Source organism: Massilia mucilaginosa, assembly GCF_011682145.1.
In the GTDB taxonomy this organism is placed as follows: Bacteria; Pseudomonadota; Gammaproteobacteria; order Burkholderiales; family Burkholderiaceae_D; genus Telluria_A; species Telluria_A mucilaginosa.
Genome location: NZ_WHJH01000003.1, coordinates 91,479 through 116,042 on the forward strand (window position 1 = coordinate 91,479; position 24,564 = coordinate 116,042).

The 24,564-nt window shown below is 66.5% G+C and carries 24 protein-coding genes; 10 read left to right on the top strand and 14 right to left on the bottom strand.

Annotated elements, in window-relative coordinates:
* Position 1: 1 nt before the first annotated feature.
* From F2P45_RS04355 to F2P45_RS04405, 11 genes are all read right to left on the bottom strand, one after another.
* Positions 2 to 1,348, bottom strand: a complete 1,347-nt coding sequence (locus F2P45_RS04355; RefSeq protein WP_166870856.1) for a TadA family conjugal transfer-associated ATPase — start codon at positions 1,346 to 1,348, stop codon at positions 2 to 4.
* On the bottom strand, positions 1,335 to 2,567 hold the full coding sequence (locus F2P45_RS04360) for a CpaE/TadZ family protein (protein WP_166870858.1): 1,233 nt from the start codon (positions 2,565 to 2,567) through the stop codon (positions 1,335 to 1,337). The genes F2P45_RS04355 and F2P45_RS04360 overlap by 14 nt, the downstream gene beginning before the upstream one ends.
* A 21-nt stretch (positions 2,568 to 2,588) precedes the next feature.
* Entirely contained in the window at positions 2,589 to 3,032 is a 444-nt protein-coding gene (locus F2P45_RS04365; RefSeq protein ID WP_166870860.1) for a TadE/TadG family type IV pilus assembly protein, read from the bottom strand.
* Positions 3,029 to 3,457: a TadE/TadG family type IV pilus assembly protein gene (locus tag F2P45_RS04370; RefSeq protein WP_166870862.1), complete on the bottom strand. Its 429-nt coding sequence runs from the start codon at positions 3,455 to 3,457 to the stop codon at positions 3,029 to 3,031. Before F2P45_RS04370 ends, F2P45_RS04365 begins: the two co-directional genes overlap by 4 nt.
* Positions 3,458 to 3,462: 5 nt before the next feature.
* Positions 3,463 to 4,758 carry a Tad domain-containing protein gene (locus F2P45_RS04375; RefSeq protein WP_166870864.1) on the bottom strand — a complete coding sequence of 432 codons (1,296 nt, stop codon included), beginning with the start codon at positions 4,756 to 4,758 and terminating at the stop codon, positions 3,463 to 3,465.
* A 55-nt stretch (positions 4,759 to 4,813) separates the two neighbouring features.
* Positions 4,814 to 5,005, bottom strand: a complete 192-nt coding sequence (locus tag F2P45_RS04380) for a Flp family type IVb pilin (RefSeq protein ID WP_370663208.1) — start codon at positions 5,003 to 5,005, stop codon at positions 4,814 to 4,816.
* Positions 5,006 to 5,061: 56 nt separating this feature from the next.
* Complete coding sequence (locus tag F2P45_RS04385) at positions 5,062 to 5,265, bottom strand: Flp family type IVb pilin (RefSeq protein WP_166870868.1); 204 nt, start codon at positions 5,263 to 5,265, stop codon at positions 5,062 to 5,064.
* Positions 5,266 to 5,362: 97 nt separating this feature from the next.
* Positions 5,363 to 5,626: a hypothetical protein gene (locus tag F2P45_RS04390; RefSeq protein WP_166870870.1), complete on the bottom strand. Its 264-nt coding sequence runs from the start codon at positions 5,624 to 5,626 to the stop codon at positions 5,363 to 5,365.
* Between the two features lie 10 nt (positions 5,627 to 5,636).
* On the bottom strand, positions 5,637 to 7,160 hold the full coding sequence (locus F2P45_RS04395) for a type II and III secretion system protein family protein (RefSeq protein ID WP_166870872.1): 1,524 nt from the start codon (positions 7,158 to 7,160) through the stop codon (positions 5,637 to 5,639).
* Between the two features lie 21 nt (positions 7,161 to 7,181).
* Positions 7,182 to 8,024: a Flp pilus assembly protein CpaB gene (gene cpaB, locus F2P45_RS04400; protein ID WP_166870874.1), complete on the bottom strand. Its 843-nt coding sequence runs from the start codon at positions 8,022 to 8,024 to the stop codon at positions 7,182 to 7,184.
* 44 nt (positions 8,025 to 8,068) lie between these two features.
* Positions 8,069 to 8,653, bottom strand: a complete 585-nt coding sequence (locus tag F2P45_RS04405; RefSeq protein ID WP_166870876.1) for an A24 family peptidase — start codon at positions 8,651 to 8,653, stop codon at positions 8,069 to 8,071.
* 270 nt (positions 8,654 to 8,923) lie between these two features.
* On the opposite strand from F2P45_RS04405, the gene bla reads away from it, so the two are divergent.
* The 6 genes from bla to F2P45_RS04435 all read left to right on the top strand — a co-directional run bounded on the left by bla (position 8,924) and on the right by F2P45_RS04435 (position 13,917).
* The gene (gene bla, locus F2P45_RS04410; RefSeq protein WP_166870878.1) at positions 8,924 to 9,817 is read left to right on the top strand and encodes a subclass B3 metallo-beta-lactamase; all 894 of its coding nucleotides are present in this window, start codon (positions 8,924 to 8,926) and stop codon (positions 9,815 to 9,817) included.
* 10 nt (positions 9,818 to 9,827) lie between these two features.
* Positions 9,828 to 10,115 (top strand): hypothetical protein, encoded by a 288-nt coding sequence (locus F2P45_RS04415; RefSeq protein ID WP_166870880.1) that lies wholly within the window; start codon positions 9,828 to 9,830, stop codon positions 10,113 to 10,115.
* Positions 10,116 to 10,245: 130 nt separating this feature from the next.
* On the top strand, positions 10,246 to 10,893 hold the full coding sequence (locus F2P45_RS04420) for a TetR/AcrR family transcriptional regulator (RefSeq protein ID WP_166870882.1): 648 nt from the start codon (positions 10,246 to 10,248) through the stop codon (positions 10,891 to 10,893).
* A complete protein-coding gene (locus F2P45_RS04425; RefSeq protein ID WP_166870884.1) occupies positions 10,890 to 11,861 on the top strand; it encodes an HlyD family secretion protein in 972 nt (323 codons plus the stop codon). Before F2P45_RS04420 ends, F2P45_RS04425 begins: the two co-directional genes overlap by 4 nt.
* Before the next feature lie 56 nt (positions 11,862 to 11,917).
* Positions 11,918 to 12,796 (top strand): ABC transporter ATP-binding protein, encoded by an 879-nt coding sequence (locus tag F2P45_RS04430; RefSeq protein WP_166871162.1) that lies wholly within the window; start codon positions 11,918 to 11,920, stop codon positions 12,794 to 12,796.
* The gene (locus F2P45_RS04435) at positions 12,793 to 13,917 is read left to right on the top strand and encodes an ABC transporter permease (protein ID WP_166870886.1); all 1,125 of its coding nucleotides are present in this window, start codon (positions 12,793 to 12,795) and stop codon (positions 13,915 to 13,917) included. Before F2P45_RS04430 ends, F2P45_RS04435 begins: the two co-directional genes overlap by 4 nt.
* A gap of 98 nt (positions 13,918 to 14,015) precedes the next feature.
* Here the strand turns inward: F2P45_RS04435 and F2P45_RS04440 are convergent, their stop codons facing one another.
* Positions 14,016 to 16,487, bottom strand: a complete 2,472-nt coding sequence (locus F2P45_RS04440) for a putative Ig domain-containing protein (RefSeq protein ID WP_166870887.1) — start codon at positions 16,485 to 16,487, stop codon at positions 14,016 to 14,018.
* Between the two features lie 265 nt (positions 16,488 to 16,752).
* On the bottom strand, positions 16,753 to 18,414 hold the full coding sequence (locus tag F2P45_RS04445; protein WP_166870889.1) for a hypothetical protein: 1,662 nt from the start codon (positions 18,412 to 18,414) through the stop codon (positions 16,753 to 16,755).
* Positions 18,415 to 18,781: 367 nt separating this feature from the next.
* On the opposite strand from F2P45_RS04445, the gene F2P45_RS04450 reads away from it, so the two are divergent.
* The gene (locus tag F2P45_RS04450; RefSeq protein WP_166870891.1) at positions 18,782 to 19,633 is read left to right on the top strand and encodes an MOSC domain-containing protein; all 852 of its coding nucleotides are present in this window, start codon (positions 18,782 to 18,784) and stop codon (positions 19,631 to 19,633) included.
* A 125-nt stretch (positions 19,634 to 19,758) separates the two neighbouring features.
* Positions 19,759 to 20,889 carry a DUF484 family protein gene (locus F2P45_RS04455; protein ID WP_166870893.1) on the top strand — a complete coding sequence of 377 codons (1,131 nt, stop codon included), beginning with the start codon at positions 19,759 to 19,761 and terminating at the stop codon, positions 20,887 to 20,889.
* Positions 20,890 to 20,904: 15 nt separating this feature from the next.
* Here F2P45_RS04455 and F2P45_RS04460 read toward each other — a convergent pair whose 3' ends face one another.
* The gene (locus F2P45_RS04460) at positions 20,905 to 22,887 is read right to left on the bottom strand and encodes a monovalent cation:proton antiporter family protein (RefSeq protein WP_166870895.1); all 1,983 of its coding nucleotides are present in this window, start codon (positions 22,885 to 22,887) and stop codon (positions 20,905 to 20,907) included.
* A 106-nt stretch (positions 22,888 to 22,993) separates the two neighbouring features.
* Between F2P45_RS04460 and F2P45_RS04465 the strand changes: the two genes are divergently transcribed.
* Both F2P45_RS04465 and F2P45_RS04470 read left to right on the top strand, forming a co-directional pair.
* Entirely contained in the window at positions 22,994 to 24,016 is a 1,023-nt protein-coding gene (locus F2P45_RS04465) for a KpsF/GutQ family sugar-phosphate isomerase (RefSeq protein WP_166870897.1), read from the top strand.
* Entirely contained in the window at positions 24,016 to 24,558 is a 543-nt protein-coding gene (locus F2P45_RS04470; protein WP_166870899.1) for a KdsC family phosphatase, read from the top strand. Before F2P45_RS04465 ends, F2P45_RS04470 begins: the two co-directional genes overlap by 1 nt.
* The last annotated feature ends 6 nt before the right edge of the window (positions 24,559 to 24,564 follow it).

Genomic DNA, 24,564 nt, shown 5'->3' on the forward strand with positions numbered 1-24,564 from the left:
CCTATTGGTAGCGGCGGGTGCTGTCGAACATGGCGTCGGGCAGGGTCACGCCAAAGGCGCGCAGGCGCTCGCTGAACTTGGGACGCACGCCGCTGGCCTGGAAGTAGCCTTCGACCGCGCCATCGGCGGCCACGCCGGTCTGGCGGAAGGCAAAGATTTCCTGCATGGTGATGATGTCGCCTTCCATGCCGGTGATCTCCTGGATGCTGGTGATCTTGCGCCGGCCGTCGATCAGGCGCAGGCCCTGGACCACGACCGTGATGGCCGAGGCGATCTGCTGGCGCGCCGCCTTGTGCGGCAGGTTCAGGTTGGCCATGCCGATCATGTTCTCCAGGCGCGAGAGCGCGTCGCGCGGGTTGTTGGCGTGGATCGTGGTGAGCGAGCCGTCGTGGCCCGTGTTCATCGCCTGCAGCATGTCGACCGCCTCGGCCCCGCGCACCTCGCCGATGATGATCCGGTCCGGGCGCATGCGCAGCGCATTGCGCACCAGCGCGCGCTGGGTGATTTCGCCCTTGCCTTCGATGTTGGCCGGGCGCGTCTCCATGCGCACCACGTGCGGCTGCTGCAGTTGCAGTTCGGCCGCGTCTTCGATGGTGACGATGCGTTCGGCCGGCGGAATGAAGCCGGACAAAATGTTGAGCAGGGTGGTCTTGCCAGCCCCGGTGCCGCCGGCGATGATCATGTTGACCTTGGACTTGCACAGGCCTTCGAGCACGGTCGCCATGTCGGGCGTGAGGCTGTGCAGGTCGTGGATCAGGTTCTCCATTTTCAAGGGAATGTGGGCGAAGCGGCGGATCGACATCATCGGGCCGTCCAGCGCCACCGGCGCGATCACCGCGTTTACGCGTGAGCCGTCGGGCAGGCGCGCGTCGACCATCGGGCTCGACTCGTCGATGCGGCGCCCCACCAGCGAAACGATCTTGTCGATGATGCGCAGCAGGTGCTTTTCGTCGGTGAAGCGCACCGTGCTCAGTTCCAGCCGGCCCTTGCGTTCCACGAAAATGCGGTTGTAGCTGTTGACCAGGATGTCGGAGACGGTCGGATCGGCCATCAGCAGTTCGAGCGGGCCGAAGCCGAGCATCTCGTGCTGGATGTCGCGGATCAGCGAGCGCCGTTCCGCTTCGTTGATGGCGGCCTGCTCCTCGTCGAGCAGGCGTTCGGCCATCACCGCGATTTCGGCGCGCAGCATCGGCCCCGGCAGCGCTTCGAGCGCGGCCAGGTCGAACTTGTCGAGCAGTTTCAGGTGAATCCGCCCCTTGATGGCGTGGTAGTCGTCGCTCGCACCGGGCGGCGCCACGCGCAGGTCGGCCTGGCTGTCGATGGCATTGAGTTGTTCACGGAAGGACATGGGATTCTCCAGGATGAGGCCGGGACGAACGGCCGAACAGGCGTCCGAACAGGCGTCCGAACAGGCGGGCCGGCAGGCGCGAAGGCGAACGGCCCTGCGGGCTGCGCGCGGCTGGCGGGCGCGCCGTGAGCGCCTCGGCCAGGTCGGCCACGTCGTGCAGCACCGGGTTGGCGCGCGCGCTGATCGTCAACGGCTCGCCATGGTCGATGGCGGCCGTGATCTGCCGGTACGAGTTGGACACCGTGTGGATTGCGAACTTGCCCAGCGCCCGCTCCACGTCCGCCACGCCGATCTGGCCCTTGCGCTCGAAGCGGTTGAGGATCGGTTCGATCTTGTCGGCGCTGTAATCGAGCGACTTGAAAATGGCCAGCATCTTCTTGGCGTTGCGGATCGAGGTCAGGCCGGCCTGCAATACCGGGTAGATGCGGTGCGCGCGGTCGAGCGCCTTGATGCCCAGGGTGGTGACCGGGCGTCCGATATCGAGCACCACGTAGTCGTAGTGCTGCACCGCCAGCGCCAGCACCGCATCCACATGGGCGACGCTGATCTCGGCCGCCTGCGCATGGTCCTCGGGCGCGGCCAGGATGCTGAAGTTGGGCGCCACCTTGACCGTGCTGGCCGCCAGGAACGAGGCGTCCAGGCGCGCAATGGCGCGCGCCACGTCGGCCAGGGTCGAGGGCGCGCGGCCTTCGTGCACGAAGGCGAGGGCGTCGCCGAACTGCAGGTTCAGGTCGACCAGCAGCACGGAACTGGAGCGTGCCAGCTGCAAGCTCATGCTGGTGGCCAGGAAGGTCGCGCCGCTGCCGCCCTTGCAGGCGATGAAGGCGAGCACCTTGCCTTCGCTGTGCGCGCGGGCGCCGCGCAGCTTGGCGCCGACCCGCCCGAGGGCCGCTTCCAGTTCGGCCGGCGCGAGCGGCGCGGGCAGCACCTCGCGCACCCCGGCGCGCATGGCGTTGATCAGAAAATCGGGCGAGCAGGCGGGGCACAGCAGCACCACCGCCATGGCCGGATGGCGGCCGGTGACGGTGGCGATGGCGGCCAGGCCGGCGCTATCCGCACAGCCGTCGACCAGCAGCAGGTCAGGCTGTTCGCGTTCGGCCAGCGCCGCCAGGTCGGCGGCGCCGCCGTTGGTGGCGCTGAGCGCGTGCGCGCCGGCCTGCAGCAGCTGGCCGATCTCGGTGAGGCGGGTTTTGTCGGGCGATACGAGGGCGACTTTCATGGCGGGATCCTCAGGTTGCGGTTATTGGCAAATCAGCGCGTTGTTGGGGTCGCGCCGCATCATTTCGCGCGGCAGGTAGGTGCTGAAGGTGGGCAGCGCGCGCGCCGGCACCAGCGCCCCGGGCAGGGGCGAGAGCCAGCGGTAGTGCAGGCTGGTGATGGTGACCGTCACGCCGGCGCAGCTGGCGGCGTCGCAGCCGGCCGGCTCCCACGCCAGCGCCACCGCGCCGATCTCGGGCACCATCATGCGCATCTTCTGCAGCACCTGGCCGTCGTTGGCCGGGTCGGCGCACACCACCGCGTAGCGCGCGCCGGCGCGCGTGGCCTCGGTGGCCGCGTTCCAGGTAAACAGCATGCGCGCCATGTCGGTCGCGCCGAGCAGGAACATGAAGAAGATCACCAGCACGAAGGCCAGTTCGATCGTGGTCGCGCCGCCTTGGGCGGCGCATCTCCGGGTCGGTTTCATAATGGGCTGCGCATGGTGGCGCTGATGTCGTTGAAGGTAATGGCCGAGAACCTGGTGCCGAACATGTTCGCCACCATCGGCCGGAACTGGTAGCCCGACACGCGGATCGTGACGGTGTTCATCAGCGGATCGCTGCCGGCCGTCTGCCAGGTCGGCGCGGGCACGTTGGCGGCGGTCAGGGCCGGGTCGAGCAGGGCGCCGCTGCCGGCCACGTTCCCGTACAGGATCAGGTTGCGCGCCTCGGCCGCATGGGTGCCGGGCGTTTGCACCGACAGGTAGCGCACCGCGTCGCGCACGGTCTTGGCGGTGCTGTTGTAGCGGTACACGGCGCGTCCGAGTTCGGCGCACAGCAGCGAGACGATCAGCAGCAGCGGCAGCACGAACGCGAATTCGACCAGCGCCACGCCTTGTTGACGGTGTCTCATGGCGCTCACCTGACCAGTACCGGCACCAGCGGCCCGCTGGCGCCGCCCGGCGTGCCGCCCGGTGCGCAGGGCGAGGTCGCGATTCCCGCCAGGCCGCGGAACTCCAGCCTGGCCGGGTCGTTGGGGCCGCTCAGTGGATGCAGCATGAGCATGCACACGAAATCGATCACCTGGGACGCGCCATTGATCACCGGGACGATCACCAGGCGCCGGTTGCTGCCGTACTGGCGATGCTCGCCGGCTGCGCCCGGCGTGGCCAGCTTTTGAAAGCTGTTCAGGCGGTTGTTGTCGCCAAAGGCGATCAGCGATCCGGTCTTGATATTGGTGCCGGTGTCGGCCAGCGAGGCCCAGGCGGCGCGTTTGGTGACGTAGTTCTGCGCGCTGGCGTGCGAGCCGGGCGCCGGGGTGCCGTCAAAGGCGTTCTGCGGCACCGCATTCTTCCAGTTGGCGCTGGTGTACGAATAGCCGCTCTGGTCGGGGTGGTTCAGGCTGGGCGAGTCGCTGTTCTTGTAGACCCCGAAGCGGTAGTTCCATGGGCGGTCGACGCTGGTCTGCGCGCCCGGCGTGCCGAGCGTGTCGCCCAGGCGCGTGCCGCAGTAGCCTCCCTCGGCCAGTTCGGCGGCCGTTTCGCTGGCGCTGTTGCTGCCATCGAGGTTGTACCAGCCCATTTCGCCGGCCGATGCCGCCGCGCCGCCCTTGTCGAACACGGTGACCCATTCGCCGATCATGAAGCCATAGTTGTTCGCGGCCGTGCCGCCCACCCTGGCCTTGACCGCCACCGGGATCGGGCAGGTACTCTGCGCGCTGCCGCGCGTGGCGACCGCGCCGGCCAGCACCGCGCGCGCGGCCGGATTGGCGGCGCTGTTGCCGGTAAAGGCCCCGAGCGCGTGCAGGAGCCACATTCTCACGCCATTCTGGCGGTGCTCGCACTGCGCGTAGCGCGCGCCGGCGGGCGTGGTGGTGGGCGTGTAGGCGGCGTCGCGGAAGCTGATGCCGGTGTCGGAAAACTGGCCCTGGCCGTCCCAGTTGGCCGACTGCAGGTTGACCCGGTTCAGGTTGGCGGCGGTGGTGCCGGCGCGGCGCGCCCGCGCCAGCGATCCGGACTGGCCGTCGAGCTCCTGGGCTGCCGCCAGCGCGCAGCTGTCCATGGCGGTTTGCAGCTCGGTCTTGACGATGAACAGGCGCCCCAGGTCGAAGGCGATGGCGACAAACCCCAGCAGGAAAAACAGCAGGAAGCTGACCGTCAGGATCACGGCGCCAAGCTGGCGCTGGTGAACGGCGTATCGAGTGTGCGGGATCATGGTTTTCATCCAAAAAATGACGGGCCGCGGGCAGGCCGTGGCCCGTCGGCTGGGCTTAGGCGCAGGAGGTGCCGGTCAGGCAGTTGGCGACGCGGGTGATGAAGCCGTCGAAGCTGGTGCCGGTCAGGTTGCGCAGCGCGACCACCAGGATGATCGAGACGACCGCGATGATCAGCGCGTATTCGACCACCTGGGCGCCTTCATCGTCGCGCAGAAAAGAGCGGATGCCGCTTGCGGTGTTGAGCATGGCGTTCATGGTAGGAACCTTTAAGTAGAGTTGGGAGGAGCGGGCGCGGGTGGCGCTCAGGCGCAGGTGCCGCCGGACAGGCAGGTGCCGACGCGGGTGATGAAGCCGTTGAAGTCGGTGCCGGTCAGATTGCGCAGCGCCACCACCAGGATGATCGAGACGACCGCGATGATCAGCGCGTACTCGACGACCTGGGCGCCTTCGTCGTCGCGGGCGAAGGACTGGACCGACTGGCTTATCGTTTTCAAAAAAGTGTTCATTTTGTGACCCTTTCGATTGAGATGGATGGGCAAACATGCCCGCCCCTGCGGGCGGGGTACTGCGCCGGCAGCGGCCCCGTGGCCGCTGCCGGATGCTTCACCGGGCGGCGGGGCCGCCGGCGTTGATCACCGTGATGACGGGTGGTGGCGTCTTGAAGCTGTCGTGGTAGCGCGCCATGGCTTCGCGCGCGGCCTGGCCGTCGATGCCGGCCGCGCGGTCAAGCCTGGCGCCGGCCTGCGGGTCGGCCGTCATGGCGCTGCGCGCCTGGCGCACGGCGTCGCCGAAGCGCGCATCGTAGGCGGGGGCGCTGGCGCAGCCGGCCAGCGCGGCCAGTGCGGTGGAGAAGATCAGTTTGTGCATGGCGCTCTCCTTATTTGCGGTTGGCGGGGGCGGGTTTGCCCTCTGCCTTGCCTTCGGTCTTGCCCATGAAAATCAGGTCGGCGCGGTTGGCCGGCACGTGGTTGTCGGTCGGCGCCGGCAGTGCGCCGGCCGGCTTGACCAGGCGCGGCGTGATGATGAAAATGAGCTCGGTCTGGTCCTTCTGGAACTCGGTCGAGCGAAACAGCGCGCCCAGCACCGGAATGTCGCCCAGCCCGGGAAAACGCGACAGGGTTTCGGTCACGTTGTTGCGGATCAGGCCAGCGATGGCGAAGCTCTGGCCATCGTTCAACTGCACGGTGGTATCGACCCGGCGCGTGGTGATCGACGGCAGCACCGAGGTCACGCCGCCGTTGGTGGTGAAGGGCGAACCGCTCTGCGCCAGCTCCGACACTTCCGAGACCAGTTTGAGGTTGATGCGCGAGCCGCCCAGCACCGTCGGCGAAAATTTCAGGCCGACCCCGAATTCCTTTTCTTCCAGGGTGACGTTGGCGCCGCCGGCCTCGCGCGCCTGGGCCACCGGGATGAAGATCTTGCCGCCCGACAGAAAACTGGCCGACTGGCCGCTGATGGCCATGATGTTCGGCTCGGCCAGCACCCGCACCAGGCCATCCTTTTTCTGCGCATCGACGCCGAACAGGGTGGCGCCGCGCGCGCCCGCCGCCAGCCTGGCGCCGGCGGCCGTGTTGCCGCCGCGGACGGCGGCGTCGGCGACGATGCCGAGCGCGGCGCCTGAGCCAACTGAGCCGCCGTGGCTGAAGCTGCCGGCCAGCGCCGGCGCGCCGCCCAGGATGCCCGAGATGACCCGTGAACTCAGGCCGTCGGCCGAGGCCACCATGCGGGCGAAGTCGACCCCGAACTTGTCGAGCAGGGTCTTGCTCACTTCGGCGATTTTCACTTCCAGCATGACTTGCTGGGGCGAGGTCACGCGCAGCAGGTTCAGCACGCGCTTGCCGCCGCCGTAGGCGCCGGCCACGCGCAGCGCTTCGTCGAGCTGGCCGGCGTCGCGCACGCTGCCGGTCAGTACGATGGCGTTTTCGGCGCTCTTGACGACGATGCCGCTTTCCTCGGGCATCAGCTCGGCCAGCTTGGCTTGCAGGGTGGCCGGATCGATCGCCACCACGATGTCGCGCAGGGTGCACACGCCGCTCGTATCCTGCAGGATCAGGCTGGTGGCGCCGGCTTTTTTACCGAGCAGGAACAGGTCGATCGGGCTGAGCAGAAGTACCTCGATGTCGGCCACGCTGTCCGCGTCCGCCGTGTCGCCGCCCGCCGCCGGAGCGGCCTGGGCAGGCTGCTTGCTGTCGCGCTGGCCGCTGGCCACGATGCGGACCGCCGGCGCCGCCAGGGGAATCACCGACGATTTGCCGAGCATCACCTGGACCGCTGGTGCCACCACCACCGACTTGCAATGTTTGCTGCCGCTGGCGCCGGCCGCCGCCGTCGCGCCGTGGGGGGCGGCAACCATGCCGGCTGTCGCGACGCACAGGGCCGCCATGCGAATGTGCTTGTTCATGAGTCAGGTCTCCGTGGCTGTTCAAAAGCAGTTCACTGCCAGCACGCCGTGCTGGATCACTTCCACGCAATGGGCGCGCCGGGCTGGCTGGGCGGCGACCTGCGCGGTGCGCGGCTGGCGCACTGCCGGGGCTGGGGCCGGCAGGGGCGCGGCCGCCTTCTTGGCGCCGAACAGCTCGTCCTTGGTGATGCCGGCGGTGGCCACCGTCTTCTGGTCGACCTGGTTGCGCAGCACCAGCGACAGGGTGCCGACGCTGCGCGCCAGGTCCAGCTTCTCGGCGTCGTCCAGGGTCAGTTCCAGGGTGACCGCGCTGACCACCTTCGGCTTGGTGTCGTCGCGCCCGGCTTCCTGGGCGACCGCCAGCACCAGCACCCGCTCCAGCACCGTCTTGCTGATCTGCTTGCCTTCTTCGGTGCCGGATTTTTCCTGCTGCGCATTGACCATCACGTCGACGTAGTTGCCGGGCAAGGCAAAGCCGGCCACGCCCACCACATCGTTGACGCGCACCGTCATGGCCCGCTTGCCCTCGGCGATGACAGCCGACAAGCCGCCCTTGGTGCCCAGCGGCGCCAGCTTGCCGTCGAGCAGCGGTTCGCCGCGCAAGATGCTGACCCGGGCGATGCGGTCCTGCAATTCGGCGGCGCTGTTGAAGGCGCCGGGCGGAGTGGCGCCGGCCGGCCAGTCGATGTGGGACAGCATTTCGGCGTTGATCTTGCTGCCCGGTTCGATGTCGACTGCCGCCACCACGACTTTGTTGACGGTGACGCCGCCCTGGCGCGATACCCAGCCGGCGGCATACACGGCCGCGACCAGCCCGATGACGAGGGCGAATGCGATCAGCCCGAGTGCCTTGAGGTTTTTCATGGTGATGTCTTTCGCGGTATTGTTGGCTGAGGGTTGGCCGGGAGTCAGACCAGATTGAACTGCGCGGCGAGCAGGTAGCAGGCGGTGCCGATGGCGATGCTGATGCCGTAGGCGAGCTTGCCGACCGAGGGCATGGCGCCTGGCGCCAGTTGCGGCTTGCCGCTGGCAATGGCGGACCAGAACATGCCGCGCATGGCGTCGCCGGCGTTGGCCAGCATCCGTCCCATGACCCGTTTGCGCAGGCCGAAGACGAGAGCGGCGACACCGGCCGTGAGCACGCAAAACAGCAGTGCCTGCAAGGTGGCGTGAAAGCCGAGGAAAGCGCCCACCATCGCCATCAGCTTGACGTCGCCGGCGCCCATCACGCCCATCCCGTACATCGGCAGCATGGCGCAAAAGCCGAGCAACATGCCGGCCGGCGCCCAGGCCCAGCCGGCGTTCCACACGGGCGGCACGATGCTGTTGTAGACCAGCGCGAAGACGATGCCGCCGGCCGTGATCAGGTTGGGAATGCGGAAGGTGCGGTAGTCGGCCACCGCCGCCGCCAGCAGCAGGGCCAGCAGCACCCCGGTACGCGGGTCGGTGACCAGCATGCCGAGCAGTTCGAAGAAGTAGGCTGTTTCGTTCATGGTGATGGGGCGCTCATGTTGGTGGGACAGTTGTCGGGGATCCGCAAGGCCGGGTGGCGTTTGCGTGATCGATGAGACGAGTATATTTAGACGGGCCCGGCTGCAAATCGGCCGGATGTCCTGTTCGGCATGGGAGGGAACGCCTGATTTGCGCCGGGCGCGGGTAGTACGAATGTCATGCGCCGTGGCGGCCACCGCGTGCTGTTTAAGGTGTAACATTGCAAAATTGGCAGCGGGGCGTCGGCGTCCATTCTTGATTGGAGGTAAGTAATGGCAATATCAGGCAAGCTGGCACTCGCCCTGGCGATCGTGGCGGCGGGAATGACACCGGCGCTGGCCGATGAGGACGTCAAGTGCGGCATGTGCGAAGAATGGAACCAGCCGCAGCAGCCGTTCCAGATCATCGGCAACACCTATTACGTCGGGCCGCGCGGCTTGTCGGCGGTGCTGATCACCAGCGACCAGGGCCATATCCTGCTCGACGGCGCGCTGCCGCAGTCGGCCGCGCTGATTATCGGCAACATCAAGACACTCGGATTTCGCATCGAAGATGTGAAGCTGATTGTCAATTCCCATGCGCACGACGACCATGCGGGCGGCATTGCCAGATTGCAGCGCGCCAGCGGCGCCACCGTGGCCGCCAGCGCAGCGGGAGCGCAGGCGCTGCGCGCCGGCCTGGTCGGGCCGGACGATCCCCAGTACAAGGCCAACGGCCCGGACCGCTTTCCCAAGGTGGCGCAGGTGACCGAGGTGGCCGACGGCGCCATCCTGCGGGTCGGCCCGCTGGCCATCCAGGCCCACATGACGCCCGGCCACACCCCCGGCGGCACCACGTGGACGTGGCAATCGTGCGAGCCGAAGCGCTGCCTCGACGTGGTCTATGCCGACAGCCTCAATCCCATTTCGCAGGATGGTTTCCGCTTCTCGGGCAGCGCCACGATGCCGGAACGGGTGCGCGCGTTCCGGGCCAGCATCGACAAGGTCGCGGCCCTCAAGTGCGACGTGCTCATTTCGGTGCATCCGGTTTTCTCGAGCCTGATGGAAAAGCACGCCTTGCGCAGTGCCGCCGAGAATACGTTCATCGACCCGGGCGCGTGCCGCGCGTACGCCGCCAATGCCGGCCAACGGCTCAACCGGCGCCTGGCCAGCGAAGCGTCGCATTGACACGCCCTTCATGATCGCGCGGGTCGCCATGGTTGGCTTGCATCTGCTGCTGGTGGTGGGCGTGACGTTTGCCTGCGCAGGCAGCGCAGGCGGGGCGTCGTGGCAGCGCGCGCTGCTGATCCTTCCCGCGCTGGTCAGCCTGGCGCCGCTGCCGTTGGCAATGCTGGCGGACGTGAAGGGCAATGCGAAAATGGCGAGGACACTGCTGCTCAGTGTTGCGCTGTCGCTGCCTGTGAGCATCGTTCTGTCGCTTCTGTTGCTGCTGTCCAGGCGCCTCGACAATGCCGGATGGCATTGAGCCAGCGTGAGCTTGTCGTCCGCTCCGCTTTTCCCCTTTTCTTCCGCTGCGCCAGTCGCGGCTGTTTTATCGCTGGTACTGCCGCACAGAAGGCATGGACACATTACTATACAAGCGTATAATAATTCGCATGAACCGCCCATCCCAAAAAATCGATGCCCAGCTGATCGCCTCCGGCATGGTCTTGCTGCCGCAGACCGGCTGCGCCGGCCTGTCGGTGCGCAAACTGGTCGACCACGCCGGCGTGAACCTCGGCATGTTTCATTACCACTTCAAGAACAAGGATAATTTCCTGCGCGTGCTGTTGCAGCACATGTACGAGGAAATGTTCGCCGCCCTCACGCTGCGCGCGAAGGCGTCCCAGGGCGGCGCCCGCAGCCTCGATGGCGCCCTGCGCGTGCTGGCCGGCTTCGCCAGCCGCCACCGCCACCTGCTCTTGATGCTGTTGTCCGAAGCGATGCGCGGCGAAGCGCTGCCGGTGGCCTTCCTGCGCGAGAACCTGCCGCGCCACATCGCGGTGCTGGCGCAACTGCTGCGCCAGGGCCAGGCCGAGGGCGACATCATCGACGCCCCGGCCGTGCAGTTGCTGCCTTTCGTGCTCGGCGCGATCGCCGGTCCCCTGTTCGCCGGCGGCGCGCTCGAACGCCTGCCCGCCGCCCCGCCCGAACTGGCGGCGCTGGCGCGGCAGGCGCTGTTGTCCGATCAAGCCATCGGCCTGCGCATCGACCTGGCCATGCGCGCCATCCTCAGCGCGACGAAGGAGCCTGCTCCACCATGAAACCGCCACTGTCCCTGCGCGCGCGCGTCTGCGCCACCATCGTGCCGCTTGCCCTGTGCGCGGCCTGCGGCCCTGCGCCCGACGACGCCTTTCCCGGCTACGCCGAAGGCGAGTACGTGCGCCTGTCGGCACCCCTGGCCGGCACCCTGACCGCGGTGCACCTGCGCCGCGGCGACCGGGTCAAGGCCGGCGCCCCGGCCTACGTGCTGGAACAGGCCAGCGAAACGGCGGCGCGCCAGGAAGCGCAAAGCCGGGTCGGACGCGCCGAAGCGCTGCTGGCCGACTTGCGCAAGGGTGCGCGCAGCGATGACCTGGCGGCGCTGGCGGCGGCGCTGCGCGAAGCCGAAGCGGCGCTGGCGCTGTCGCAGGCGAACCTGGAGCGCGAGCGCAAGCTGGTGGCCGACAAATTCATCGCGCGCGCCCGGCTCGACCAGTCGGCGGCGGCGCTGGCGGCCGACCGCGCCCGCGTGGAACAGGCACGCGCGCGCCTGCGCAGCGCCGGCACCAGCGCCCGCAGCGACCAGGTGGCGGCCGCCGAAAAAGAAGTCGAGGCGGCGCGCGCGCAACTGGCGCAGGCCCAGTGGAAGGTCGACCAGAAAGCCCAGGCCACGCCGGTGGGCGGCATGGTCAGCGATGTGGCCTACCGCAGCGGCGAATGGGTGCCGGCCGGCGCGCCCATCGTCACCGTGCTGCCGCCGGCGAACATCAAGGCGCGCTTCTTCATTCCCGAAACAGAACTGGGCAAGATCCGCGTGGGGCAGGGCGCCGTCATCGCCTGCGATGGCTGCGCCGGGCCGCTCAAGGGCCGCATCACCTTCATCGCGCCCGAGGCCGAATACACCTCGCCCCTCATCTACAGCAAGGAAAACCGCGCCGCGCTGGTGTTCATGGTGGAAGCCTCGCTTGATGCGGGACAGGCCGAACTCCATCCCGGCCAGCCGCTGACGGTGCGCACGGAGCGCCAGTGAGCTCGCCCGCCATCGTCATCGACGTGCAGGGCCTGACCAAGTCCTACGGCGGGCGCATGGTGGTCGACCATGTCGATATCCGCGTCGAGCGCGGCCGCATCTACGGCTTCCTGGGTCCGAACGGCAGCGGCAAGACCACCACCATCCGCATGCTGTGCGGCCTGCTCACGCCCGACGAGGGGCAGGGCCGCTGCCTCGGCTACGACATCCGCACCGAAGCGCGCCAGATCAAGAAGCAGGTCGGCTACATGACCCAGAAATTCGGCCTGTACGACGACTTGAGCATCGAAGAAAACCTCGACTTCGTGGCCCGCGTGTACCAGGTCGCCAGGCGGCGCGAGCGCATCGCCGATACGCTCGAACGGCTTGGCCTGGCCAGCCGCCGCGCGCAGCTGGCCGGCTCGCTCTCGGGCGGCTGGAAGCAGCGGCTGGCGCTGGCGGCCTGCCTGATCCACGACCCGCAACTGCTGCTGCTGGACGAACCGACGGCCGGGGTCGACCCGTCCGCGCGGCGCGCATTCTGGGACCAGATCCACGACCTGGCCGCCGCCGGCATGACGGTGCTGGTCTCGACCCACTACATGGATGAAGCGGAGCGCTGCCACCAGCTGGCCTACATCGCCTACGGCAAGCTGCTCGCGCGCGGCAGCGTGGCCGAGGTGATCGCCGCGGCCGGCCTGCGCACCTGGTCGCTCACCGGCCCGGACTTGAACAGCGCCGCCCACAGCCTGCGCGGCGCGCCCGGCATCCGCACGGTGGCGCCGTTCGGCATGACCTTGCATGTGAGCGCCAACTCGGCCGAGGCGCTGGCACAGGCGCTGGCGCCGCCGGCACTGGCGCGGCTGGCCGCCACGCCGATCGACACCAGCCTGGAAGACGTCTTCATCGCGCTGATGCAGGACGCGCAGGATAACTTCGGCGGAGCGGCGCCATGAACTGGCGGCGCATGCTGGCGGTGCTGCTCAAGGAACTGCGCCAGGTGGGGCGCGACCGGCTCACCTTCGGCATGATGGTCGGCATTCCGATCATGCAGCTGATCCTGTTCGGCTTTGCCATCAACAGCGACGTGCGCCACCTGCCGCTGGCCGTGGCCGACCTGGACCGCAGCGTGTTCTCGCGGCGCCTGGTGGCGGCGCTGGAGACGTCGCAATACTTCCGCACGGTGCGCCATGTGCGCGGCGCGGACGAGGGCGACGCGCTGCTGGCGCGCGGCGAGGTGCAGTTCGTGCTGGTGGTGCCGGGCGACTTTTCGCGCAAGCTGGTGCGCGGCGAGCGTCCGGCGATCCTGCTCGCCGCCGATGCCACCGATCCGGCCGCCACCGGCAACGCGCTGGGGTCGGTCAATGCGATCGCGGCGCGCGCCATCGGCTCGGAGCTGCGCGGACCGCTGGCGCGCCTGCGGCCGATTGAGGCGCCGTACGAGATCCGCAGCCAGCGCCGCTACAATCCGGAAGGGCTGACCCGCTACAACATCGTGCCCGGGCTGATGGGCGTGATCCTGACCATGACGATGGTGATGATGACGGCGCTGGCCATGACGCGCGAGCGCGAACGCGGCACCATGGAAAACCTGCTGGCCACGCCGGTGTCGCCGCTCGAAGTCATGATCGGCAAAATCGTGCCGTACATCCTGATCGGTTACATCCAGGTGGGCGTGATTTTGCTGGCCTCCTGGCTGGTCTTCGATGTGCCGATGGTGGGCAGCCTGGCGCTGTTATCAAGCGCACTGGTGCTCTTCATCGCCGCCAACCTGGCGATCGGCTTCACGTTTTCGACCATCGCGCGCAACCAGATGCAGGCGATGCAGCTGACCTTCTTTTTCTTCCTGCCGTCGATGCTGCTGACCGGGTTCATGTTTCCGTTCCGGGGCATGCCGGGATGGGCGCAGGCGATCGGCGAAGTGCTGCCGCTGACGCACTTCTTGCGCATCACACGCGGGATCATGTTGAAGGGGAACGGGCTGGCGGAGGTGCTGCCGCATGCATGGCCGATCGCGCTGGCGATGGGCGTGGCGGGGACGGTGGCGATGCTGCGCTATCGTCAGACCCTGGACTAACATTGAACTCCGTCATTCCCGCCAATTGAACTGACAGAAATGACGGAGCCGCGGCTTCGGGAGCCGGGCAGCGCTGGATGGCTCTGGCGATGCTGCGCTTACATCAGGTAGCCGGAATTGTCCCCGCTCATCAAGGGGTTGAACGGCACGTCATCCGCGTCGACATAGTGCATTTTGCCGATCAGGCGCAAGCCGTTGGCGAGCGACACCTGCGACAGGTCGCCGTTGACCGCGTACTGGTAGGCTAATTCGTAACCAATGGCGATGTTGTCTGACCCGGCCAACTGTTCCATGAACAAGGAAGGGCGCAGCATCCAGCTTTCCAGCCCGGCATCGGCGGCGCGCGCCTGGTCGAACTTGGTGACAAGGGCGAGGAAGTCGAAAATGTGGACTTTTCCCTCGACGAGTTCGCCTCCCACGCGAGGGCGGTGGTCCGGCGTTCCTTCGATGACCACCTGCAGCCGTTCGACACTCTGGACGGCGGGATCGACATACCAGTCCTGCATGACGATATATTCGTCGGCGCCGACCGCCAGTATCAGGTCATTGTCGGCTTTGCTCAACGCTAGGTCGGCATACACAATCCCGTGCCCGAGCGAGATCGCCTTGGCCATGTTCTGCGTCGGCGCAATGGTGTCGATCCCATCGCCCCGATTGAACAGGACAATGCCGCCCTCGTCCACATGGATGGTGTCGTTTCCGGTGCCGCCAATGAACATCGTATGCCCGTATCCTGGCAAATTATTACTGACCAGCACGTCATCGCCGCTACCGCCGTGCAACAAGTTGTCACCGGCGCCGTCGCTCAGGTAGTCGTTGCCGGCCCCGCCCTGCAGAATGTCCTTGCCTTCAGCGCCGTCCAGCCTGTTGTCGCCATCCGTGCCCGTCAAGACATTGTTTTCGGAATTGCCCATGCCCACCTCGGCATTGCCGGTCAGGACCAGCACTTCGATGTTGTCAGGCAAGGTGTAGTTCACCGATGACAGGACCTCATCGCGTCCCCCGGTGGACACTTCGATCAGCGTGTCGCCGGCGTCATCGACACGGTAGTGGTCGTCCCCCATGCCGCCGGCCAGTGTGTCGGCGCCGCCTCCGCCGTCAAGCAGGTCGTTGCCGCCCGATCCGTTCAACTGGTCGGCGCCCAGTCCACCCAGCAGCTGGTCGTTGGCCTCCATGCCGCTCAGCAGGTCGGCATCGTCGCCACCTGTCAGCGCCAGCTGGGGGTCGGCTGATATCTTGAGATAGAAAGCGGGCCGATTGTTCAGGAATACGCCTGCGCTGTCCGCCGCGGTCAGCGTCAGGGGCAGGGTGCCGACATCGGCCAAGGTGGGGGTGCCGCTGAGACGATTCGTGATGGGATCGAACGTCAGCCAGGCCGGCAAGGGTGTGCCGCGGGGATCCTTGCTGACAGAATAGGTCAGCGCGCCTCCCTCCGGATCGGTGAAGGCCCGGGCTGGGATGGCGTAGTCGAACAGTACGCCCTGGCCCACCACCAGCGTACCGAGCGCCTGGGTCGGCACCGGCGCATAATTGACGTTGGTGACCGTGACCGTGAAATCGCGATACGCCGACATGCCGCCGGCGTCGGTGGCGGTCGACCTGAGCTTGTAGACGCCGCTGTCGGACGCCCCGGGGCTCACTTGCACCTTGTTCGAACCAGGAGTGAAACGCATGAAGCCAGGTACGGCGCTGCCGTCGGCCATGCCTAGCTCCGAGCGCAGCACCTGGCCGTTGTCGGCGAATGCCGGCGCCACATGGGTCACGCTGCCGCCTTCGCGGACGGTCAGGTTGCTGCCTGGCGATGTCAGCGTGGGCGCAAGGTTCTTTGGGGTGATCGCCAGACGAAACACCTGGCTGACCGTGTGGCCGTCGATGTCGGTGGCCGAGAGGCGCAGCGCATACGTGGTCATTGCGGGCGGCGGCGTGCCTTGCAGGGTCGCGCTGGCCGCGTCGAAGCTGAGCCAGGACGGCAGCGGCCTGCCGTCCGCCAGGCTCAAAGCCAGGGTCAGCGCATCGCCGGCATCGCGGTCACTGAAGGTCGCGGCCGGGATCACCATCTTGAAAGGCTGGCTTACCCCGCGCAGCTGGTCGGGAAAGGGCAGCGCCAGGACCGGTGCATGGTCGATCAGCCCGTCGTAGGTGCGGGTGCTGCCATCGGCAAATTCGAAGCGGCGCAGCGGCCCGAGGGCGTTCGGCACGGTGCCATCGAAAGCGGCCAGCAGCAGCGCGTCGCCGGCCGTGCCGTAGGCGATTTCAAGATCGGCGCCGATCTGGGTGATGCGCAGATCGGCCGGCGCAATGCCCTCCCCGAAACGCACGACGTTGCCAGGACGGTAAACCGCTTCGCGCCGGTCGACCAGGGTGTCCCGTCCGTCGCCCAAATTGAAGACATACGTATCGTTGCCCGCGCCTCCCCGCAGGGTGTCGTTGCCCACGCCCCCGACCAGGGTGTCGTCACCCGCGCCACCGCCAAGGACATCGTCCCCCCCATGGCCGTCCATCAGGTCCGCATCGGCGCTCCCATCGAGTTGATTGTTGCTGGCATCGCCGTGAATGACGGTCGGATTCATAAGGGCTTTCAAAAGGAAGTGGAACTAATGTTTTAAGGAAAACATTGTAAGGTGTCAACACTTCTAAATTCGAGAAAGGGTGAGCGGTCAAGGAGGGAGCAATGACGCGGGGGACTTGCCTGGCGGCCCCGTCCACATCGTTACTGGAGCCGACTTACAACAGGAGGTGCTGCCGCATGCTTGGCCGATTGCCGGCAATCGGATTGTGCGGCGCCAGCACCATGTTGCGGTACCGGCAACCCTGCCCAGACCGCGGTTTTACAATTTAGCCGGCGCTCGGGCGCGGCTTGCGGCGGCGCCGGATCAGCGCGCCGATGCCGATCACGCCGCCCAGGGCGATGCCGGCCACCGGCAGCGGCACGGGGCTCGATGCCTTCGGCGGCGGCGTACTGGTGTCGCGCAGCGCTTCGGGGAAGGGGCGCGCTCCGACCGGGACGATTTTCCAGTCGGCCTGGTTGGGCGGGGTGCGCTTCATGTATTCGCTGAACGAAAACACCGGGTTCGATCCCATCACGCGGCTCGACGGAATCTGCGGAATGCGCACCAGCACCAGCGCCTCGATATCGCCCTGCAACTGCTTTTCGTACGCCGTCAGCTTGCGCGCCTTGCCCTTGGTCGCGCCGACCAGTTGCAGCAGGTCGTTGCCGGCCGCCTCGAACGCCACCGCCGGATACAGGCGCACCTGTTCTTCGGTCAGGTAATCGTAGATCTTGCGCCCGCTGGCCAGGCTCATGTCCTTGGCCGACAGGTAGGCGTAGGCGCCGAGCGCCTTGAGGTTGCTGGTCGGTCCGCGCTGCGGGATGTTCCAGCCCAGGCCCTTGAACACGTCCAGGCTGATGCCGGTGCAGTTGGCCTTGGCATGCTGGTAGGTGAAGTCGTGGCGGTAGAAGTGGTTGAACACGCGCTGCACGCCGCCCTGGTAGGCCGCCGCCGTGCGCGCGTTGCTCAGGACCGCCACCAGCATGTACGAGGGCCGGTAATACTGCTGGCCGCTGTTGAGGTCCATCAGGTAGTTATCCATCGGGACGGGCGCGGCGATGATGCCTTTTTCGCTGACCGAATCGAGGTTGTAGAAGTTATTGACGATCCAGTCCGACCATTCGCCCTGGCGGCCAAGATAGCCGGTGGCGACCGCGAAGTGGCCGCCGTAGGCTTCGTCGTCGTCGCCCTGGGCGCCGTTGAGCACCACGCCGATCACCGGCTTTTCCTGCCACTGGCGGGCCTGGCCGGGTTTGCGCTCCCACAGCAGGCGCGTCGAGAACGGGCTCGATGCGCCGCCGCCTTCGGCGCGCACGTAGCTGGCGAAGCTTTCGTCCTTGCCCAGCGGCTGCGCGCGCATCTTGCTCTGGTCGATCGCGAAGTCCTTGGGCCAGACCGTGCGCGCGACGAACGACGACTTGCCGTCCGCTTCAATGTAGGTGCCGCGCATGCGCACCTCGCGCTGGGCGAAGAAGGCGGTGGTCTTGGGATCCCAGTACGACAGGTTGCTGGCCAGTTTGGGCGCCAGCGCCAGGCTTGTTACGGCATCGTCGGTGCTGCGCACATGGGCGCCGTCCGCCAGAATGCGGGCGTCGTCGAGGATGTGCGGGGCGCCCAGCCACACCAGGCCAGGCAGCGCCAGCTGGTCCTTGGCGCCGTCCGGCGCCCATTCCCTGGTGCCGCGCACGATATCGCCGCCGCGCTTGAAGCTCGATACCGGCTGCGACGGCAGCGGCACCGCCAGCACTTCGTTCTGGAAATACCACAAGCCTTGCTTGACCGTGACGCAGTCCGGGCAGTTGCCATTGCTGAGCCGAAATTGCATGGCCGGCAACAGCCCGAGTCGTTCTCCGGCGAGGGCGCTTTTCAGGCCTGCCGGTTCGGTTGCCTGCGCGCCTGCCGACATCAGCAGCACCCCGGCACCGAGTAAAGAACGGGTTTTCAACATAAGTTGTCCTTGAGCGTTAATGGGTAAAACCGCAAGCTTGCAAATCTACACGGGTTGCGTGACATCGGCATGATTTAGACTGCTTCAAGGCAAGAAAAAGGGCAAGAAAGACACATTTTTGTCTTTTTATTGTGATCACGGAAGCAAGTAGCCGACGTGGGTTTCATTGTCGCCAACGCAGCACATGGTCGCTGGCGCGGCCGGCAGCGCAGGCGGGAAGGAGAAGACGGCGCATGAGTCGGGCTGTGTCGAACAGGGAGGCACTTGCGAGGGCGCTAATGTACACCATCCTTGCCCGAATGGCGCCAGCGGACGGAAACTGAGATAGACTTGGCTTTTCTCCAACCTTCATTACTGCGTAAACACGATGGCGATCCTGTCCGAACTGGTTCTGTACCCGATCAAATCCTGCGCCGGCATCTCCGTGCGCGAAGCCACGCTGACGCGTTCCGGCCTGTCGGTCGATGCGGTGTACGACCGCGAATGGATGCTCATCGACGAGCACGGACAGTTCCTCACGCAGCGCGAGCATCCGCGCATGGCGCTGATCGTGCCGCGCCTGCTGTCCGACACGCTCGAACTGCGCGCACCGGGCATGCTGCGCCTCGAAATCCCGCTCGGCCTGCCCGACCCCGACCACGAAATCACGCGCGAAGTGACGGTCTGGGAAGACACCGTACTGGCCTACGACTGCGACGAAACCACCGCCACCTGGTTCTCGAAAGCGATCGGCGCCCCGTGCCGGCTGGTGCGTTTCCACGCCACCGCCACCCGTTTTTCGAGCACCAAATGGACCGGCGGATCGGCCGAGCCGACCCTGTTCTCGGACGGCTATCCGATCCTGGTGGTGGGCCAGGCCTCGCTCGACGACCTGAATGAAAAAATGCGGGCGGCCGGGCGCGATGCGCTGCCCATGAACCGCTTCCGCCCGAATCTCGTCATTCGCGGCATCGACGCTTTCGAGGAGGACTACGCCGACCACTTCGCGCTGGGCGCGGCGCGCCTGAAACCGGTCAAGCCATGCTCGCGCTGCCCGATTCCGGCCGTCGACCAGGCCAGCGGCGAGCCGGGTCCCGATCCGCTCGATATCCTGCGCACCTACCGCAGCAAGGCGGTCATGGACGACAAAATCTGTTTTGGCATGAATGCGATTGTGACCGAGGGTGACGGCGAGCGTCTGCAGGTTGGCCAGCCGGTGACCATGACACTGGCATTCTGAGCCCGCGCCGGCGCCGCGCACGGACAGTGTAAATACGACACGCCGTATTTTTTCGTTTTCAAGGCGGGCCGGATGGCGTAAGGTGGCAGTATTGTCGAGGTCGACAGGAAAAAGGTGGGAACCGTATGCATGACCCCGGCGCTCCGGCGCGCGATGTGGAAGCCGAAAACGAGTCCTTGCGCGCGCGCCTGGACTATCTGGTGGAGCAGGCCGAGCGCAATCACGAGATCATGTGCCGGCACCAGGCGTTCGACCTCGAGATCGTCGGCTCCGACAGCTTCCAGGCGCTGATCGGCACCATCTTCCGCAGCCTGCCGGCGATTGCCGGTCTCGATATCGTCACCCTCAGCCTGGTCGACGAAGACGCCGACATCCGTACCGTGATGGACAAGTTGGGCGTGGACTTCAACACGTTTCCGCACATGATTTTCGTGGACGCGGTAGCGGCGCTGGGCTTCGTGCCGTCGCGCAGCGAGGTGTTCACCGGCCCGCCCAAGCCGATGCTGGGGCCTTACCATCCGGCCGTGCACCAGCCGATGTTCCCCAACCAGCCGCCCGGCCTGCAAAGCATCGCGCTGGTGCCGCTGCTGCGCAACAAGCGCCTGATCGGCAGCCTGAATCTGGGCAGCCTGGATGCCACGCGCTTCACGCCGGCCATGGCCACCGACTTCATCGAGCACATGGCGTCGATCATCGCGATCTGCCTTGAGAACGTGATCAGCAACGAGATGCTCAAGTATATCGGGCTGACCGATTCGCTGACCGGGGTGTACAACCGGCGCTACATCGACCGCCGCCTGCTCGAAGAAATCGGCCGCGCGCGGCGCCAGGCGTACCGCATTTCGTGCCTGTACATCGACATCGACCATTTCAAGCAGGTCAACGACACCAGCGGGCACCAGGGCGGCGATGAAGTGCTGCGCGAAGTGGCCGCGCGCATCAAGGCGGAACTGCGCATCTCGGATGCGCTGGGGCGCTTCGGCGGCGAGGAATTCGTGGTGCTGCTGATCGACGCGGACCAGGGCAGCGCGACCCAGGTGGCGCAGCGGATCCTGCACAGCATCGCCGGCACGCCGTTCATGTTGACGGGCGGAGAAAGCCTGACGATCTCGGTGTCGATCGGCGTGGCCACGCTCGACGATTTCGAGCGCGATCACGCGATTGAAGGCGTGGCGCAGGCGCTGGTGGCGCATGCCGATTCGGCGCTGTACAAGGCCAAGGAGCGCGGGCGCAACCGGGTGGTGTCGTTTACCTGAACGACCCGCCGGCCCTTAGTGGCGCAAGCGTTCCTCGGCGCGGTTCACCGCTTCCGCCGACCCGCGCAGCACCACCACATCGCCCACTTCCAGCTGCGTGTGCGGCGTCACATCGAGCCGCTCCTTGCCGCGCCGGACCGTGGTCACGTCGGCCCCCAGCTCGGCCAATTCCAGCTGGTCGATGCGCTTGCCGACCGACGCCGCGTCTTCGCGCAAGATCACCGAATGCAGCCGCACGAACAAATGCTCCGGATCGTCGCTGGCGTCGTTGGTGCCATGAAAATACCCGCGCAGCGACGCGTAGCGCTCGTCGCGCGCGCTCTGCACCCGGTGCACCACGCGCCGCAGCGGCACGCCCATCATCACCAGCGCGTGCGAGGCGAGCATCAGGCTGCCCTCCAGCGATTCCGGCACCACTTCGGCCGCACCGGCCTTTTTCAGCACATCGAGATCGGTATCGTCATAACTGCGCACGATCACCGGCAAGGTCGGCGCCAGTTCGTGCACCAGGTGCAGCACCTTGATCGCCGAGGCCGTGCTGGCATACGTGATCACCAGCGCGCTGGCGCGGTAAATCCCGGCCGCCACCAGGCTTTCGCGGCGCGCCGCGTCGCCGTACGACACATGCGCGCCGGCCGCTTGCGCCTCCTGCACCCGCTCCGGGTCGAGGTCGAGCGCCTGGTAGGCCACTTTTTCCTCGGTCAGCAAGGTGGCCAGGGTCTGGCCGCTGCGCCCGAAGCCGGCGATGATGACGTGCTTCTGGGTCGACATGGTACGGCTGGCGATCTGGGTCAACTGGAGCGACTGCATCATCCACTCGTTGGACGAGACCTTCATCACGATATGGTCCGACTTGGAGATGATGAACGGCGCCACCAGCATCGACAGCACCATCGAGGCGAGCACCAGCTGGATGATGAAGTCGTCGATCAGGCGCGCGCCCGAGGTCAGGTTGAGCAGCACGAAGCCGAATTCGCCCGCCTGCGCCAGCGCCAGACCCGTGCGCATCGATACGCCGTCGGACGCGCCGAACAGCTTGGCCAGCACCGCGATCAGCGCGAACTTGAGCAGTACCGGCAGCACCAGCAGGAGCAGCACCAGCCACCAGTTTTCCAGCACCAGGCCGATATTGAGCAGCATGCCGACGGTGATGAAAAACAGTCCGAGCAGCACGTCCCGGAATGGCTTGATGTCTTCTTCCACCTGGTGCTTGTACTGGGTTTCGGAGATCAGCATGCCGGCCACAAAAGCCCCCAGCGCCAGCGACAGGCCGGCATGCTCGGTGATCCAGGCCGCGCCCAGGGTAATGAGGAGCAGGTTGAGCATGAACAGCTCCTGCGAGCGGCGCTTGACGACGATGGTAAACCACGTGCGCATGATCTTCTGGCCGATGAACAGCAGCAGCACCAGCACGATCACCGCTTTCACGCCGGCCCAGGCCAGCGTTTCGGCCAGTTCTTCCGGGGGTTTACCGAGCGAAGGAATCAGGATCAGGAGCGGCACCACCGCCAGATCCTGGAACAGCAGGATGCCGATGATCTTGCGGCCATGCTGGCTTTCGAGTTCGAGCCGCTCGGTCAGCATCTTGACCACGATCGCGGTCGACGACATGGCCAGCGCGCCGCCCAGCGCAAAGGAAGCCTGCCAGGTGATTTTGAGCCCGGGCAGCTGGGTCGCCAGCAGCCAGCCGAACAGCATGGTGGCCACGATGGTCAGCACCACCTGGGCCATCCCCAGGCCGAACACGATGCGCCGCATCGCCATCAGCTGCGAGAGCGAAAATTCGAGCCCGATCGAGAACATCAGGAACACCACGCCGAATTCGGCCAGGGTTTCGGTGGTCTTGCTGTTTTCGGCCAGGCCCAGGGCATGGGGGCCGATCAGGATGCCGACCGCGAGGTAACCGAGCATCGGCGGCAGGTGCATCATGCGGAAAGCGACCACGCCCAGTACAGCGCTGCCCAAGAGGAGGAGGGTAAGTTCTAGTCCTGAAAACATGCGGTGCCGTGTAAAGGTATGGTAAAGGCCGAGCGAAAACACGGAGCGGCGACGATTTCTGCGTCTGGCAAGTTTTTTGCTTTCGCAATTCGTTTATACTTCTGCCATGAGTGTAACCCATGAAAAAACAATGCTGAAAGCTTTTGACAAAAACCTCACGCAACGCGCCATGCAACTGGCCCGCGAGACCTTGGCAATCGAAGCGGACGCCATCCGCGCCCTGCACGCGCGCCTGGAGACCGACGACAGCGTCGGCCAGGCCGTCGGCCTCTTGATGGAGTGCGGCGGGCGCGTGGTCGTCTCCGGCATGGGCAAGTCGGGCCATATCGCGCGCAAGATCGCCGCCACCCTGGCCTCGACCGGCACCCCGGCCATGTTCGTGCATCCGGGCGAAGCGGCCCACGGCGACCTTGGCATGGTCACCGCGCAGGATGCCTTCATCGCCATCTCCAACTCCGGCGAAACCGCCGAACTGATGTCGATCCTGCCGATCATCAAGCGCATGGGCGCGCCGCTGATCGCCATGACCGGCAATCCGCAATCGAGCCTGGCGCTGCTGGCCGACGTGCACCTCGACGTCTCGGTGGCCAAGGAAGCCTGTCCGCTCAACCTGGCGCCGACCGCCAGCACCACCGTCACCCTGGCGCTGGGCGACGCGCTGGCCGTGGCCCTGCTCGACGCGCACGGCTTCAAGGAAGAAGACTTCGCCCGCTCGCATCCGGGCGGCGCGCTGGGACGGCGCCTGCTGACCCACGTGCGCGACGTCATGCGCAGCGGCGACGCCGTGCCGCAAGTGCGCGCCGACGTCTCGCTCTCGGTGGCCCTGCTCGAAATCACCCAGAAGGGCATGGGCATGACCGCCATCGTCGACGAGGCAGGCCATCCGATCGGCGTATTTACCGACGGCGACCTGCGCCGCCTCATCGAGCGCGTCCAGGATTTTACCAAGATCACCATCCGCGACGTGATGCACGCCGACCCGCGCCGCGTCGGTCCCGACCAGCTGGCGGTCGATGCGGTGGCGATCATGGAAGAATTCCGCATCAATCAAATGCTGGTGGTCGACGCCGACGGCAAGCTGGTTGGCGCCCTGCACATCCACGACCTGACCCGCGCGAAGGTGATCTGATGACCAATCCGGCAAACCAGCTGGCCCACATGCAACGCGCCGCCGCCGTCAAGGTCATGATTTTCGACGTCGACGGCGTGCTCACCGACGGCAGCCTGACCTACGGCCCCGATGGCGAAGCGACCAAGACCTTCAATGTGCTCGACGGCCTGGGCATCCAGCTGCTGCAAAAGAGCGGCGTGGCCACCGCCATCATCAGCGCGCGCCAGTCGCCGATCGTGGTGCGGCGCGCGGCCGACCTGGGCATCATGCACGTCCACCAGGGCATCCACGACAAGCGCGTGGCGTTTGCCAAGCTGCTCGAAGCGACCGGCGTCAGCGCCGCGCAGTGCGGCTACATCGGCGACGACGTGATCGACCTGCCACTGCTGCTGCAGGTCGGCTTTGCCGTGACCGTGCCGACCGGGCACCCGGAAGTGCAGTACCGCGCCCATTACGTCACCAAGGCCGGCGGCGGGCGCGGCGCCGTGCGCGAAGTGTGCGACATGGTCATGCGCGCGCAGGGCACCTACGACGCGGCGCTGGCGCCGTACTTCGCCTGATGCATA

Excerpts from the sequence above, each read along its gene's own strand:
- F2P45_RS04355 (WP_166870856.1), bottom strand. The coding sequence starts at position 1,348 with ATGTCCTTCCGTGAACAACTCAATGCCATCGACAGCCAGGCCGACCTG.
- F2P45_RS04360 (WP_166870858.1), bottom strand. The coding sequence starts at position 2,567 with ATGAAAGTCGCCCTCGTATCGCCCGACAAAACCCGCCTCACCGAGATC.
- F2P45_RS04365 (WP_166870860.1), bottom strand. The coding sequence starts at position 3,032 with ATGAAACCGACCCGGAGATGCGCCGCCCAAGGCGGCGCGACCACGATC.
- F2P45_RS04370 (WP_166870862.1), bottom strand. The coding sequence starts at position 3,457 with ATGAGACACCGTCAACAAGGCGTGGCGCTGGTCGAATTCGCGTTCGTG.
- F2P45_RS04375 (WP_166870864.1), bottom strand. The coding sequence starts at position 4,758 with ATGATCCCGCACACTCGATACGCCGTTCACCAGCGCCAGCTTGGCGCC.
- F2P45_RS04380 (WP_370663208.1), bottom strand. The coding sequence starts at position 5,005 with ATGCTCAACACCGCAAGCGGCATCCGCTCTTTTCTGCGCGACGATGAA.
- F2P45_RS04385 (WP_166870868.1), bottom strand. The coding sequence starts at position 5,265 with ATGAACACTTTTTTGAAAACGATAAGCCAGTCGGTCCAGTCCTTCGCC.
- F2P45_RS04390 (WP_166870870.1), bottom strand. The coding sequence starts at position 5,626 with ATGCACAAACTGATCTTCTCCACCGCACTGGCCGCGCTGGCCGGCTGC.
- F2P45_RS04395 (WP_166870872.1), bottom strand. The coding sequence starts at position 7,160 with ATGAACAAGCACATTCGCATGGCGGCCCTGTGCGTCGCGACAGCCGGC.
- cpaB (WP_166870874.1), bottom strand. The coding sequence starts at position 8,024 with ATGAAAAACCTCAAGGCACTCGGGCTGATCGCATTCGCCCTCGTCATC.
- F2P45_RS04405 (WP_166870876.1), bottom strand. The coding sequence starts at position 8,653 with ATGAACGAAACAGCCTACTTCTTCGAACTGCTCGGCATGCTGGTCACC.
- bla (WP_166870878.1), top strand. The coding sequence starts at position 8,924 with ATGGCAATATCAGGCAAGCTGGCACTCGCCCTGGCGATCGTGGCGGCG.
- F2P45_RS04415 (WP_166870880.1), top strand. The coding sequence starts at position 9,828 with ATGATCGCGCGGGTCGCCATGGTTGGCTTGCATCTGCTGCTGGTGGTG.
- F2P45_RS04420 (WP_166870882.1), top strand. The coding sequence starts at position 10,246 with ATGAACCGCCCATCCCAAAAAATCGATGCCCAGCTGATCGCCTCCGGC.
- F2P45_RS04425 (WP_166870884.1), top strand. The coding sequence starts at position 10,890 with ATGAAACCGCCACTGTCCCTGCGCGCGCGCGTCTGCGCCACCATCGTG.
- F2P45_RS04430 (WP_166871162.1), top strand. The coding sequence starts at position 11,918 with ATGGTGGTCGACCATGTCGATATCCGCGTCGAGCGCGGCCGCATCTAC.
- F2P45_RS04435 (WP_166870886.1), top strand. The coding sequence starts at position 12,793 with ATGAACTGGCGGCGCATGCTGGCGGTGCTGCTCAAGGAACTGCGCCAG.
- F2P45_RS04440 (WP_166870887.1), bottom strand. The coding sequence starts at position 16,487 with ATGAATCCGACCGTCATTCACGGCGATGCCAGCAACAATCAACTCGAT.
- F2P45_RS04445 (WP_166870889.1), bottom strand. The coding sequence starts at position 18,414 with ATGTTGAAAACCCGTTCTTTACTCGGTGCCGGGGTGCTGCTGATGTCG.
- F2P45_RS04450 (WP_166870891.1), top strand. The coding sequence starts at position 18,782 with ATGGCGATCCTGTCCGAACTGGTTCTGTACCCGATCAAATCCTGCGCC.
- F2P45_RS04455 (WP_166870893.1), top strand. The coding sequence starts at position 19,759 with ATGCATGACCCCGGCGCTCCGGCGCGCGATGTGGAAGCCGAAAACGAG.
- F2P45_RS04460 (WP_166870895.1), bottom strand. The coding sequence starts at position 22,887 with ATGTTTTCAGGACTAGAACTTACCCTCCTCCTCTTGGGCAGCGCTGTA.
- F2P45_RS04465 (WP_166870897.1), top strand. The coding sequence starts at position 22,994 with ATGAGTGTAACCCATGAAAAAACAATGCTGAAAGCTTTTGACAAAAAC.
- F2P45_RS04470 (WP_166870899.1), top strand. The coding sequence starts at position 24,016 with ATGACCAATCCGGCAAACCAGCTGGCCCACATGCAACGCGCCGCCGCC.